Here is a 13,532-nt window from a genome sequence, read left to right on the forward strand (position 1 = left end):
TTGTGCAACGACATGGAGCGCGCTTGGTGTCAGTGCGCCATCAGCACCGGCAAGGTCATCTGGCGCAGCACGGTTTCCGTCACGCCGCCCAGCAGGATTTCGCGGAAGCGCGCGTGGCCGTAGCCGCCCATCACCAGCAAGTCCGCATGCACTTCGGCGGCCATGGCCAGCAGCGCCGCGCCGATGTCGCCCGTGGCGACGGCGGGGCGCACTTCGACGGGCACGCCATGGCGGCTCAGGTAGGCGGCGATGTCGGCGCCCGGATGGCGCGCCGGCTGCGCGTGGCCGACCGGCGGATGCAGCAGGGCCAGCACCACCAGGCGCGCCGCGCGCAAGAGGGGCAAGGCGTGGCCGATGGCGCGCGTCGCTTCCATGCCGCCATCCCAGGCCACCACGACCGTGTTGTCCACCTGTGCGAACTGGCCGCTGCGCGGCACGATCAGCACGGGACGGGCCGCGTTCAGCATCACGTAGGGCACCAGGTCGCTCATGGCGCCGGGCAAGGCTTCGCTGGCGTCGTGCTGGCTCAGCACGGTCAGATCGCTGTAGCGGGCGCTGACGGCCATGCCGCCATCCTCATCGTCTTCGATCAGGCGGCGCTCGAGCGAGGCGCCGCCGGCCTGGCGCGCCAGCGTCTCGAACTGGTCCAGCGCCTGTTCCGCCTGCCCATGCAAGGCTGAAATCTGCGCCGCCACGGCGCCGCCGCGCATGCCGCGGTTGTTTTCCAGGGTAAAGCGCGACATGCCCGTCATGGCGGCGCCGATCAGGTGCGCCTGGTGCGCGTGCGCCAGCCGCGCCGCGATGGCGATGCGCTGCGGCGCATGGCGCGACAGGTCGGCGTGGACGAGGATGGATTTGTAAGCCATGTTGTCACTCGGTAGTCAGGATGGCAACAAGGCTAGAACGGCAACACGGGCAAGTCCAGCATTGCCGTGCTGGCCGGGGCTTTTCTTATGCTGGGCTTGATGTAAGTCAAAAAAAGAGAGGCCAGGGCCATCTGCAAGTGCGCAGCCAGGAAAGTGCAAGCTGTTTGATGTGCATCAAAATGCCTGCCCCGCCGCCAGCCATAATGGCATTGAACTCCTGGCCCCTCCAGTGGTCTGCATCGGCGCCGGCGCCATCTGTCCGGCACTTGCTTGTGTGACGCAACAACGCTGGCCGTGGCGGGAGTTCACTCTTCAAGCGGGCGCGTGGTGTTCCGCTTTCTCTGCCCAGCGCAGCCGGATGGCGTCGATGGCGGGCAATTCCCCGACAAACAGGTCGACCAGCCGCGCATCGAAATGGCTGCCTTGTTGCGCTTGCAGATAGCCCACGGCGTCCGTCACCGACCACGCGCGCTTGTACGGGCGCACCGAGGTCAGCGCGTCGAACACGTCCGCCACGGCGACGATGCGCCCCGCCAGCGGGATCGCTTCGCCTGCCAAGCCGTTCGGGTAACCGCTGCCATCCCATTTTTCATGGTGCGACACGGCGATGGCGCGCGCCAGCGCCAGCATGCCGCCTTCCGCATGTTCGCCGATGATGTCGCCGCCGATGCGCGCGTGCGTCTGCATGATGCTCCACTCGTCCGCGTCGAGCTTGCCCGGCTTTTGCAGGATGCGGTCGGGGATGCCGATCTTGCCCACGTCGTGCATGGGCGCCGCGTGCAGCAGGTCGTCCGCGGCGGCCTCGTCCATGCCGGCGGCCACGCCCAGCAGGCGCGCGTAATGGCTCATGCGGATCACGTGCAAGCCTGTTTCATTGTCCTTGTATTCGGCCGCCAGGCCCAGGCGCTGGACGATCTGCAGCCGCGTTTCCTTCAATTCATCGATGCGCACCAGCGACAGGTGCGTGCGCACGCGGGCGCGCACGATGGCGGGGCTGAGCGGCTTGGTGATGTAATCGACGGCACCCGCCTCAAAACCGCTCAGTTCGTCGCGCATGTCGTTCAGGGCCGTGACGAAAATGACGGGGATGGCGGCCGTCAGCGGCGCGGCCTTCAGCTGGCGGCAGGCGTCGTGGCCGCTCATGCCGGGCATCATCACGTCGAGCAGGATCAGGGCCGGGCGCTCCTGCTGCGCCAGTGCCAGCGCCCGCGCGCCATCCTTGGCGAACAGCAGCGCATAGTCGTTCTGCAAGATCTGGCGCAGCAATTGCAAATTGGCCGCCTCATCGTCGACGATGAGAATCACGGGCCTGGCTGGTGCATTCATGGGGACTCCGGGGCGTAGGTGTGCAGCAAGTCGTGCAGCAGCGACTGTGCCAGGGGGAAATCAAAGTCGTCGATGGCATGCAGCAGCGGCGTCAGCTCGTCCGCTTGCGCGCCCATGGCGTGCTGCAACTGTGCTTGCGCCGCGTCATCGAGTTCGCCGCGCCGCAAGGCGCTTAACAGGGCACTGGCCGCTTGCCGGACGGCGGGCACGTCGATGGCCGCCGCCGCCGTTGCCGCCGGCAAGGCAGGCGGCGCCAGCCGGGCGATGGCAGCCAAGGCCGCCGGCCATTGCGTCAGCAGGGCGCCCAGGATTTCGTCGAGCTGCTGCGCCGTGGCGGGACCGGGACCGGCGCAGCATTGCTCCAGCGCCGCCAGGCTGGCGGCCAGTTGCTCCAGTCCCAGGTTGGCGGCCACGCCGCGCAGTTGGTGGCTGTGCGACAAGAGCGCCGCGTGGTCGCGCGCTTCGATGGCGGCCAGCAGGGCGGGCGGCAGGCGCGGATGCTCGCGTCCGAAACGGGCCAGCGCCGCGCGGTAGGCGCTGTCGTTGCCGGCCCAGCGCTGCAGGGCGCCCGCATGGTGCAGCACCCGTCCGCCAGCGGGCGGCGGTGCGAGGCTATCGTCGGCCGGGTCCGCCGCCAGGCCCAGCACGCGCGCGATTTCCAGCGCCAGCGCCTGCCATTCGACGGGCTTGGTGGCAAAACCGTCCATGCCGGCCGCCCGCGCCGCCTTGCGGTGCGCTTCGAGCACGCTGGCCGTCATGGCGATCACGGGCACGCGCGGGCGTCCGTCGCGCAGGGCGGCGGCACGGATGGCTTGCGTGGCGGCCAGGCCATCCATGTGTGGCATTTGCAAGTCCAGCAGCAGCACGTCGAAGTCATCCTGCTGCGCCAGTTGCAAGGCTTGCGCGCCATCGCCGGCCGTGACCACCGTGTGGCCACGCTTGCCCAGCAGTAAGCTCAGCAGTTCCAGGTTTTGCGGCACGTCGTCGGCGGCCAGCACGCGCAGGGGCGGCAGGCGCACGCTGCGCCGTTCGCTGGCGGGCAGCGCCGCCTGGCGCGCCGGCAGCAAGGGCAGCATGACGTGGAACACGCTGCCGTGCGGCAAGGCGGCATCGGCCCAGATGCGCCCCTGCATCAGGGTCACCAGCTGCCGGCTGATGGTGGTGCCCAGGCCCGTGCCGCCGAAGCGCCGCGTGGTCGAGGCGTCCGCTTGCACGAAGGGATCAAAAATGGCGTCGCGCCGTTCCGCGGGGATGCCGATGCCGCTGTCCTGCACCAGCAGGTGCAGCTGGCCATCGTCGCGGCGCGCCGCCAGGCTGACGACGCCGCCGGGCGTGAACTTGATGGCGTTGTCGAGCAGGTTGCCCAGCACTTGCCGCATGCGCAATTCGTCGCCATGCAGCATGGCCGGCAGTTGCGGGTCGTACTGCACCTCCATGCGCAAACCCTTGGCGCGCGCATGGATGCCATACGTGGACGCCAGTTCGTCGACCAGCGCCAGCAGGCTGTAGTCGCGCAATTCCAGCGCCACGGCGCCCTTGTCCAGCTTGGCAGTATCGAGCACTTCGTTGAGCAGGCGCAACAGCGAGCGGCCGGACTGGCGTACGGTATCGAGGTGGCGCCGCTGCTCGGGCGCCAGCGGCGAGTCGAGCAGCACATCGGTAAAGCCGAGGATGGAATTCATCGGCGTGCGGATTTCATGGCTCATGTTGGCGACGAAGCTGGCCCGCGTGGCGGCCGCCAGCTCCGCTTTTTCCTTGGCCATGCGCAAGTCTTCCTCCATTTGCCGCCGTTCGCTGATGTCGAGGATGACGCCGTCGACCCAGCGCACGGCGCCTGCCGCGTCGTGCACGACGGTGCCCCGCTCCCACAGCCAGCGCGCCGTGCCGTCCGCATGCAGCAGCCGGTATTCGAGCAGGTAGGGCTCGCCGCTGGCGACGCTGCGGTTGAAGACGTCGATGACGTAGGCGCGCTCTTCGCTGGCGATCAGGCCCGTGATGGTGCGGCGCGGAGCGGCGCCGAGAAAGTCGGCGGGCGGATAGCCGGTGACCCCTTCCACGCCATCGCTGATGAACAGCATGGGCTGGTTTTCCGCCGTGGTGCAGCGAAAGGCGATGCCGGGCAGATTGCCGATCAGCGAGCGCAACTGCTGCTCGCTTTCGCGCAGGGCGGCCAGCATGGCGCGCCGTTCGCTGATGTCCGTAATGAACAGCACATATAAATCCTGGTCGGCCAGGCGCGCGCTGGCCATCGAGCGCTGCACGGCGACCGGCACCCCATCCTTGCGCAGGTAGACGATTTCCTCGCTGGTGTGGACCGCCTCGCCTTCGCCCGTGCGCAGGTAGTGCAGCAGGCCCTGCTGTTCCGACTGGCGCACGTCGCTGACCAGCAGGCTGACGTGGCGGCCGACAATTTCCGCCGCCCGCCAGCCGAGGATGCGCTCGGCGGCGCCGTTGAAGTCGACGATGCCGCCATGCCGGTCGATGGTGATGACGCCGTCGACCGTGCTCGTCAACAGCGAGCGCGTCCAGTGTTCGCTCTGGTTCAGGTGGCGAAACAGTTCGCGGTAGCGCAAGATGCCCACGGCCGAAGCGACGAGGATCGTCAGGGCGATGGTCAGCAGGGTCACGCTGATCACCAGCATGGGCCGGTTGGCATCGGCATCATTGCCTGGGGGAATCGTCCCCACGAAGCGGGCGGCTTGCATGCCCATGTAATGCATCCCGGCAATCGCGCAACCCATGACGCCGGCGCTGATCAAGGTGCGCCGCGAGGCAGACACGCGGCCGCTCCAGCCGCGCAGGCCGAAGCGTATCCACAGGGCCACGGTGGCCAGCGCCACGGCAACGACGAGCGACAGCGCGAACAGCAGCGGCTCGTAGCGCAGCGACAGGCCCATGCGCATGGCGTGCATGCCCGTGTAATGCATGGCGCCGATGCCCAGGCCCACCAGCAAGCCGCTCCTGAGCAGCAGCGGCGCCGTGACGGCGCGCCGGCTGATGGTGGCCAGGGCCACGAACGAGGCCGCCACGCTGGGCACGATGGACAGCAAGGTCAGGCCCGGATCGTAGGCGACGCTGGTGCCCAGCTCGAAGGCCAGCATGCCGATGAAATGCATGGCCCACACGCCGCAGCCCAGCGCCAGGCTGCCGGCCAGCAGGCACAGCAAGTGCAAGCGGCGGCTGATGCTCGCCTGCGCGCGGCTGTACGCCGTCATCTGGAAGGCCATCCACGACGTGAAAATGGCGATCACGAGCGACAGCAGCACCAGGCCCGGCGCATGCTGGCCGTGGTGCAGCTGGGCCGGATCGGCGGGCAGGTGGAAAAGGTGCTGGACGCTGGCAGGTATCATCGTGGGCAGGCAAATAGAGCGTCGTGGCGCTGAAAACAGGATCGGGGCCGGCCATCGCTGCGGGTGGCCGATGCAAATGACCTTACCAGATTTCTGGAAACAAATATCTTATTTGTAATTATTTTCTCTGTCGTGCAAGCCGTGCGCAGGCGGAAAAGCGGGGCGCAGGCCTCGCCGCACCAAGGGAATGGCGGTGCGGGCGAAGAAGTTTCCATCAGGAATTGTGTGGTTTTTTTGCAAAGTGCGACGCCTTGCCTTGTGTCATGCTACATTCGCGTCCTGCTTTTTTCTGAAAGGATGACGATGCCTTTAGGTAACAACTTCTTGCGGCATAATCAGCAAGCCTGGGATGCCCAGGCGGCCCGGAACAGTCCGTGGTCGCAGCCCGTCGACAGCGCCACCATCGCGGCGGCGCGCGCCGGACAGTGGCTCATCCACCTGACGCCCGGCCCCTTGCCGGCCGGTTGGCTGGATGACGTGCGTGGCAAGCGCATCCTGTGCCTGGCCGGCGCCGGCGGGCAACAGGCGCCCGTGCTGGCGGCCGCCGGCGCGCATGTGACCGTCTTTGATCTGTCTGAGCAGCAACTGGCGCAAGACCGCATGGTGGCCGAGCGCGACGGCTTGCAACTGGCCACCGTGCAGGGCGACATGCGCGACCTGGCCTGCTTCGCCGACGCCAGCTTCGATGTCATCGTCCATCCCGTGTCGAACCAGTACGTGCCCGATATCGCCTCCGTGTGGCGCGAATGCGCGCGCGTGCTGGCGGACGCTGGCGTGCTGTTGAGCAGCTTCTTCAACCCGGCCGTGTTCATCGGCGACCGCGACCCGCAATGGGCAAAACAGGGCTTGATACGGCCGCGTTTCGTGCTGCCGTATTCGGACGTGGCGGATATGGATGCCGATGCGCTGGCGGCGCGCATGGAAAGGGGCGAGGCACTGATCTTCGGCCACGGCCTGGACAGCCAGATCGGCGGCCAGCTGGCGGCGGGCTTCGTGCTGGCGGGTTACCACGAGGAAATGCATCCCCACCCGCGCTTTGAAATTGAAAAATACCTGCCCAGCTTTATCGCCACGCGCGCCGTCAGGCTGGCGCGCGCGGGATAGCGTTTAGTTGTAGGGCTGCAAGTCCAGCCAGACGGCGTATGACAGGCGCTTGCCATTCCACAGTCCGCCGCCGCGGATGACGGCGTCGCACGAGGTCAGCTGGCCCACCAGGTCCATGCGGCCCAGGTTGCGGCGCAGGCGCAGCGCGTCGTTGTGCGACAGGTAGCCGACCAGCTGGCCATCGATGAAGACGGCGATGGCCTTGTCCTGGAACGGGTTGGCATCGTCGCAGACGAGCAGGGCCAGGCATTTCTCTTCCGCATTGCCGGGACCATGCTCGCCGGCCAGTTTGGCGATGGCGGGCTGGTACATCGATTCGTTTTCCACTTCCGACGCAAAGCGCCCCTCATCGGTCCAGTGATGCGCGGGTGCGCCCGCAGGAATCGCCGGCACGTACTGGCGCACCGACATGAGCGGCTTGTGCAGCGGTTTGGCGGGCGTGCGGCCGCTGAAGACGTAGTACAGCAGGGCGATGACGATCACGATGGCAAGCAGGTAAAGCATGGTATCTCTCTGATTTCTGAAGGGGAAGCCGGTGGCGCGGGCGCATTGCGCGGCGTTGCCGCTACTATAGCAAGTTCGCCGCCCGGTTCCGGGTAAATCTGGCCATCAGGCGGCGGCGCCGGCGCAGTGCGCGCGGGTCGTTCAGCACGATGGGCGAGGCGCCCGTCAGCCCCGAATAATACTGGCCGTGCTGGCGCAGCACGATGGCATAGTCGCGCAGCGCGTGGCCCTGCGCCAGCATGCGCGCGTCGCAATCGACTTCGATGGCAAAGCGCAGCCGGTGCAGCTGCCACCACAGGGGCACATTCCACGGCATGAGAATAATCAAGGCGTACGCCAGGGCCAGCAGCTGCGGGTCGCGCGCGGCCAGCCGGCATTGGGCGTGCGCCAGCAGCAGCGCCTGTTGCTGGGACGAAATCAGTCGCAGCCAGACGGGCATCACGATGCGCGGCCGCAGCAGTCCCGCCACGCAGGGACCGATGCCGCCACTCAAGTATACGGGCGTGCCCAGCAACGATGTTTTCTGCCAGCGGCGCTGGTGCGACAGCAGCCAGACGCTGCGCAGCGCCAGCAGCAGCAACATGCCGCTCGATAGCATGAACCAGCCCAGTTTCAGCTGCGCCTGTTCCGCCGGCATGGCCGCCAGCACGCCGGGCAGCCATGCCAGGGGCACGATGGCGGACGCGGCGATGGCCGCCAGCCACAGCCAGCGCGTCGCGCGCCCGCGCCTTTGCTGCGCGCGCTCGGCGCGCCAGGCGGCGGCGCTCAACAGCAGCGCCAGCGTCATGGTGCACAGCAACCAGGCCGGCATCGGGCGCCTAGCGCTTCAGCGCCATGCCGACGGAGGCGGGCGCCGTGTGCTTGAAACCGAACTGCGCATACAGGTCTTGCGCCTGGCCATCGGCGATCAGGCTGACATACGCGCTTTCCGGCACGTCGCGATCGATGAACTGGCGGATTTCGCGCATGATCAGCTTGCCCAATCCCTTGCCCTGGTGGGCCGGCAGCACGGCGATATCGACGACCTGGAAGAAACAGCCGCCATCGCCGATGATGCGGCCCATGCCCACCACCTCATCGCCATGCAGCACTTGCACAGCAAACAGGGAATTCGGCAAGCCCCGGGCCGCGGCATCCGTGGTTTTCGCGCTCAGGCCGGCGGCGACGCGCAGGTGCTGGTAGGTGGCGATGGACGGGATGGCCAGGCGGGTGGTGTAGGGCGATGCTGCGGTCAAGGCGGTCTCCTGTAGAAATAGTTTGGAGCGGCAATTATAGGCGGCGATGGATTTTCGTGACGGCAGGCTTTATTCATCGCGCCCTATGTCGTCCGTGCCGCTTTTGCGCTATGGTGGCGCCATCCCCATATTTGTTGAAAGCACGCCATGTCCGCAGGATTTACCGCCACCGAGTTGTCCGTCATCAATGAAGACGACGCCCTGATCACCACCCTGGCCGCGCCAGTCGGCAAAGGCGAGCCCGTCTACCTGATGCTGCAGCGCGCCGACCAGTATGACGAGCAGGACGTGGCCATGGGCATGGACGAGCCCTACATCGAATATGGCGGCCAGGAATTTGCCTGGTACGGCCACATGCACGCCGTGATCCTGCATCCGAACCGCCTGTCCGTGCAGATGGATGCCGAGGCCGCCATGCAGATGGACGACGACGGCCAGATCGACGTGCGTTTCAATTTGACGCCCGAGCGCTACGCCCAGCTGCAGCAGGCGCTGCGGACCACGTTCGAGGGCTGCGACTACTATCGCGAAGAACGTTGATCTGCGTGGACGGCACCGGCCATGATGTCGGGTATTCTGGATAGAGGATATGGACTGGGGAGTGGACGATGACGGTGCTGATACTCGGTTTGCTGCTGTTCCTGGGCTTGCACTCGGTGCGCATCGTCGCCGACGGCTGGCGCAGCGCCCAGCTGGCGCGCCTTGGCGAAAAGCGCTGGAAGGGCCTGTATTCGCTCGTGGCGTTCGTGGGGCTGGGCCTGATCATCTGGGGCTACGCCCTGGCGCGCCAGCAGCCGCAAGTGCTGTGGTCGCCGCCCGTGGGCTTGCGCCACATCAGTGCCCTGCTGATGCTGTTCTCGCTGATTTTATTGGCGGCGGCCAATGTGCCGCGCAACCGAATCAAGACCCTGGTGCACCACCCCATGCTGCTGGGCACGCAATTCTGGGCCGTGGCGCATCTGCTGGCCAACGGCAACGTGGCCGACGTGCTGCTGTTCGGCGGCTTTCTCGTCTGGTCGTCAGTCGATCTGTATGCCGCCGTGCAACGCGACCGCGCGGCCGGCGTGGCGTACGAGGGCGGCACCATGGCAGGCACCCTGATCGCGGTCGGCGCGGGCTGTGCGCTGTGGCTGCTGCTGGCGTTCTGGCTGCACGGCGTGCTGTTTGGCGTACGGCCGTTTGGATAGGCGGATGGCGCAAGCGCAATTCCGTGCGTTTCAGCATTATCGATACGGAGTGGGAGGCGGTGAAAGCGGGGCTGGAGGGCAGGCTGGGGTGTTAAGGGATTTTTGACCGGATGGAAGAGCGGCCGCTGGCGTCCAGCATATCGTGTAACAGCTGGTCGCCCAGGCGGTTTGAGAAGTGCGTTTCATCCCAAAACATGGGCATGGAAGGAGGGGCATTGTCAGATTGGTCACTTTCATCGTTGCGCAGCTCATAGTCAAGCAAAGGCACATGGAATTGCGATGCGAGCAGGGAAACCTCTCTTTTCCACTGCGCGGCTTGAGGCACGAGTCCGGCCTGGTGGATACGTGTTTGCCATTTTTCGCTAACAGGCAAAATCAGCAAAATAACTTCTATCTGCCTGGTTTGCGCGAGATGGAAGATGGCCGTCAAATCCCTGGCATCGGCGGCATTGTTTGCATGATTTTGACAAGCGCTTGCAATCGTCTTGAATAGCTGCTTAAAGCGCGACTCATGTGCCTGCGCTCCCCCTGCACGTGTAGCCCCTTTGGCAGGATCGTCATAGTAACGTCCTTGTTTGTCAAAATAGCTGTCGAAGGAGCGCGGAGGGAACAGATTTATTTTCAGCGTTCTTAGGCTGTATATGACGGCATTCTCGGGCGACAGATAATGAAACGGCAAGTCGAGCTCATTTTTTGTCACCGCATTTTCATTTTTCGTTTCGCAGGCATTGGATGTGAGGTAATTGACTTCCAAATACAGCCTTCGAATGTGTGCCTCTTGGCTAAGGATGAAAAACAGATCCTTGGCTGTTGATAGCGGCAGGGCATCGATGCCAGCCACTTGAACGTTGCCGCCGTATAAGCTGGAGGCGAGCGTTTCGTTGAAACCACGCCGTACCCGGGAAGAACCAAGAATCAACACGTCAGGCGGGTTCAGCGTGCTGCGCAATACAGCCGCGCTTGTCTGGCTGCTGTTAGGAATCTCCAGTCTGATGGTATTGATCTTATGGCTCGACTGGTGCCGCCAGATGGCATAGGGATCGACGATAAAAACGAGTCCGGCAATAAGGAGCGCGAATCCGAGCGCAATGAAAAAAACGCAGGCGAAAAAGCGCGCGATGGGGATGTCTTGATTAAAACCCTGCATATTTGAACTCTTTGACAGCGGACAAATTGATGAGCGCCAGGCACAGCGCGACTGCGACTGCTACCGCCCACGCCAGGCTGGGTTTCCAGGCCAACGAGCTGGTCGTGGATTTTTTCAGTTGCACGCTCCAGGCGGGGAGTTCTTTCGCCATCAGGTCGATCAGGGAGGGGGCAGACCAGTTAAATGCCACGGCGGCGAGGATGGCGGTGATGCCGAAAAAACCTCCAGGCCAGGCGCTTGCCTGTCCGGCACCCAGCAAGCCGAGAATGACGTGCCGTGCCTCCTGCCAGTCGGGCGTGGCCCACAGGCTGACGGAAAAGCCGATGGCCGCCAGCGTGAAGGTCCTGCCAGCCCAGTGCTGCAGCTTGCCGCCCTTGCGCGACACCAGATTCCAGCGCCGCAAGGCGTGGTTGCCCGTGACGAGCAGTCCTTGGTAAACGCCAAAGATCAGCAGTGGAATGGTGGCGCCATGCCAGATGGCGACAGCCATCATCACCACGAACAGGGCTGCGTAATGCCGCCATACCTGGCGTTTCCTGGTCAGGGGCCGATACAGGTAGTCGCGCATGAAGGCACCCAGGGTCACATGCCAGCGCGTCCAGAATTCGACCGGGCTGGACGACTTGAACGGGGCATGGAAATTGACGGGCAGGTGGATGCCGAACATGCGGCTGATGCCCATGGCCATTTCCGAATAGCCGCAAAAATCATAGTATGTTTCAAACAGGAAACCCAGGCAGGCGATCCAGGTCTCGACGAGGCCGATGGGGTCGCCTTGTCCCGCGCGTAGGAAAACGTCGCCCTGGGCGTGGTGAAAAATGGGTGCGACGCAGGATTTCTTGAACAGGCCCATGGCAAACAGGGTGAGGCCGACGGCATAGTCGCGCGGCGCCGGATGCAAGGCCGACGACGTGCCCGGCGCGCCCAGGAATTGCGGCAGCATGTCCTTGTGCGACAGCAGGGGGCCGGCAGGCAAGTGGGGAAACCAGGCCACGAAGAGCGCGTATTCGAGCGGATTGGTGCCGCGGGCCTGCCCCCGCGCCGTATCGACCAGGAAGGCGATTTGCGTAAATGTAAAATACGAGATGCCCAGTGGCAAAGCGGGAATCGCCGTGCCGGGCACGGTGAAGAATGTCGCATATTTATAAAACGCGAGAAAACATAAATTGCCCGCAATGGCCAGCGCCAGGTAGCGGGTTTTCCCGCGGCTCCTGCCGATGACGCCCGCAAGCAGCCAGTTGGCGCCCATCGACGCACAAAACAGCAGCAGGTTGTGCGCATCGTTGAGGTAATAAAAGGCCAGCGAGATCAGCAGCGGCAGCAGCAGCTTGAAATGGCTTGTCGACAGCAATTGGCGATAGCCATACGCGGACAGGGGCAGGAAGGCGAAGGCAAACCAGTACGAGGTAAAACTCATCGTATTACAGGGGGGCCTTGGCCGAGTTGTTGGCGTTCAAAAACAGCTTGGCCCAGATTTCCCGCACTTCCAGCCATTTGGCGAGCTCTTCCGGTTTTCTGACGGCTTCACGGATACGTGACAGATAGGTCGATTGTCCCATCGCATATGCGCGGCAGTTGCTGCAATCGATATTCGAACTGCAGCACTTGCCCTTGCCCGGTTGATGATCGACATGCACATGCACTTGCTTGGTGACGCGGAAACCGCAGTTCCTGGCGATCTTGGTGACGGGATCGATGTCATAGAGCTTGTCGCCCGTGACCCAGTCGTCATAGTGCAGGGAGTATTGCACCGTTTCCGGATAGGCCAGCATGGCGCGCACAATTTCCGCGCGTGCATGGGCAAAATCGGCTTGCGTCAGGGCCAGGCTTTGCGTGGCACTGCTGATGCGGAAATACGCCTTGTCGTTATCGGCCTTGTTTTCCAGCTTGTCCAGATAGCGGGTGGTGGGGCTGAAATAGCTGAAGGTGAGCGGCAAGCCGTGACTGTTGGCAAGCTCTGCCATGATCATGATCTGATTGATATTCAGGGAGGTAATGGTAAACACGCAAACGGCACGCGGGTCGTCGCGGTAGTTGTTCATCGCCTTGGTCAGCACGTCGCCGGCACGCAATGAACTGCCGATTTCATCGACCCCCCAGGAAGAGATATGGATGCGATAAAAGATATCGTCCGGCAAGCGTATCGTGCCATTGGTAAACACAATGCCATGCGGGATGTATTTTTGGGCCGCACGCAGCCTGTCGGGCACCAGGCTCGGTTCCGCGCCCGCCATGTAGGCCAGCGTGACGCCACGCGCCGCATCGGCGGCAAACAGGGCATCCCATTCGGCAAGCGAACGGCTATCTTCGTGTCCTTCGTTCTCCTCGCCTTCGAAGAAGAGGCAGCCCTCGCAACGCAAATTGCATTTTGACGCCACATCATAGTTGGCCGCCTTGAGGGTTCCCAGCCGCGCATTGAGTTCACGAAAATAGGCGAAGTCATTGTGCTTCGTGGCGGACGCAAGTTCAGAGAGGGAGTTCATAGGCACCGGAAGGTAAGATCGAAAAATTTATGGACATTGAACATCCTGTACAGCGAGGCATGATGGCAGCTTGCATGCCCAGGCGTGAGCCGTAAAATGGGCGAGGGCCTGAGGCCTTAGTATGCCGCTTGCTCCGGCAAAATGAAATATTGGCTATAAATTAATTTACTTTTAAGCCACATCTTTTTATTGCAATGCAAGATTTTCTTGACAGCATGAAATACTCCATTTCCGCCGTTTGCAGGGCCTGCGCGGCCGGTGCTGCGGCGCGTGACTAGCAAGTTGGGTGCACAGGGTGCGCATTTGACACGGAGGGGGCGGCGAAAGCGT

Annotated in this window: 12 protein-coding genes and 1 pseudogene; 4 read left to right on the forward strand and 9 right to left on the reverse strand. The window is 63.8% G+C overall.

Translation table 11 applies throughout. The features are described from left to right. Positions 1–29 precede the first annotated feature (29 nt). From O3301_RS20455 to O3301_RS20465, 3 genes are all read right to left on the reverse strand, one after another. Positions 30–866 carry a universal stress protein gene (locus tag O3301_RS20455; RefSeq protein WP_305057334.1) on the reverse strand — a complete coding sequence of 279 codons (837 nt, stop codon included), beginning with the start codon at positions 864–866 and terminating at the stop codon, positions 30–32. A gap of 312 nt (positions 867–1,178) precedes the next feature. Then, positions 1,179–2,192, reverse strand: a complete 1,014-nt coding sequence (locus tag O3301_RS20460) for a two-component system response regulator (RefSeq protein WP_305054110.1) — start codon at positions 2,190–2,192, stop codon at positions 1,179–1,181. Continuing rightward, positions 2,189–5,542, reverse strand: a complete 3,354-nt coding sequence (locus O3301_RS20465) for an MHYT domain-containing protein (RefSeq protein ID WP_305054109.1) — start codon at positions 5,540–5,542, stop codon at positions 2,189–2,191. Before O3301_RS20465 ends, O3301_RS20460 begins: the two co-directional genes overlap by 4 nt. 297 nt (positions 5,543–5,839) lie before the next feature. On the opposite strand from O3301_RS20465, the gene O3301_RS20470 reads away from it, so the two are divergent. Further along, positions 5,840–6,646: a class I SAM-dependent methyltransferase gene (locus O3301_RS20470; RefSeq protein ID WP_305054108.1), complete on the forward strand. Its 807-nt coding sequence runs from the start codon at positions 5,840–5,842 to the stop codon at positions 6,644–6,646. A gap of 3 nt (positions 6,647–6,649) precedes the next feature. On the opposite strand, the gene O3301_RS20475 is transcribed toward O3301_RS20470, so the two are convergent. The 3 genes from O3301_RS20475 to O3301_RS20485 all read right to left on the reverse strand — a co-directional run bounded on the left by O3301_RS20475 (position 6,650) and on the right by O3301_RS20485 (position 8,385). Next, on the reverse strand, positions 6,650–7,150 hold the full coding sequence (locus tag O3301_RS20475; RefSeq protein ID WP_034780522.1) for a hypothetical protein: 501 nt from the start codon (positions 7,148–7,150) through the stop codon (positions 6,650–6,652). Between the two features lie 64 nt (positions 7,151–7,214). Beyond that, positions 7,215–7,961 carry a M56 family metallopeptidase gene (locus O3301_RS20480; protein WP_305057335.1) on the reverse strand — a complete coding sequence of 249 codons (747 nt, stop codon included), beginning with the start codon at positions 7,959–7,961 and terminating at the stop codon, positions 7,215–7,217. Positions 7,962–7,968: 7 nt separating this feature from the next. Next, entirely contained in the window at positions 7,969–8,385 is a 417-nt protein-coding gene (locus O3301_RS20485; RefSeq protein ID WP_289917522.1) for a GNAT family N-acetyltransferase, read from the reverse strand. Between the two features lie 147 nt (positions 8,386–8,532). On the opposite strand from O3301_RS20485, the gene O3301_RS20490 reads away from it, so the two are divergent. The 3 genes and pseudogenes from O3301_RS20490 to O3301_RS28595 all read left to right on the forward strand — a co-directional run. After that, positions 8,533–8,925, forward strand: a complete 393-nt coding sequence (locus O3301_RS20490; protein ID WP_289917520.1) for an Imm10 family immunity protein — start codon at positions 8,533–8,535, stop codon at positions 8,923–8,925. A 68-nt stretch (positions 8,926–8,993) separates the two neighbouring features. Beyond that, the gene (locus O3301_RS20495; RefSeq protein WP_305057336.1) at positions 8,994–9,572 is read left to right on the forward strand and encodes an NnrU family protein; all 579 of its coding nucleotides are present in this window, start codon (positions 8,994–8,996) and stop codon (positions 9,570–9,572) included. Positions 9,573–9,580: 8 nt separating this feature from the next. Further along, positions 9,581–9,667, forward strand: a pseudogene (locus O3301_RS28595) (GNAT family N-acetyltransferase); the annotation flags it as partial. On the opposite strand, the gene O3301_RS20500 reads toward O3301_RS28595, so the two are convergent. From O3301_RS20500 to O3301_RS20510, 3 genes are read right to left on the reverse strand one after another with little or no spacing between them, the layout of a single operon-like run. Then, complete coding sequence (locus O3301_RS20500; RefSeq protein WP_305057337.1) at positions 9,664–10,719, reverse strand: hypothetical protein; 1,056 nt, start codon at positions 10,717–10,719, stop codon at positions 9,664–9,666. The pseudogene O3301_RS28595 and the gene O3301_RS20500 overlap by 4 nt on opposite strands. After that, a complete protein-coding gene (locus O3301_RS20505) occupies positions 10,706–12,136 on the reverse strand; it encodes an MBOAT family protein (RefSeq protein WP_289913021.1) in 1,431 nt (476 codons plus the stop codon). Before O3301_RS20505 ends, O3301_RS20500 begins: the two co-directional genes overlap by 14 nt. Positions 12,137–12,140: 4 nt before the next feature. Next, a complete protein-coding gene (locus O3301_RS20510; protein WP_305057338.1) occupies positions 12,141–13,202 on the reverse strand; it encodes a radical SAM protein in 1,062 nt (353 codons plus the stop codon). Between the last annotated feature and the right edge of the window lie 330 nt (positions 13,203–13,532).

It is taken from the genome of Janthinobacterium sp. SUN211 (genome assembly GCF_030587315.1).
Taxonomy (GTDB): Bacteria; Pseudomonadota; Gammaproteobacteria; order Burkholderiales; family Burkholderiaceae_D; genus Janthinobacterium; species Janthinobacterium kumbetense.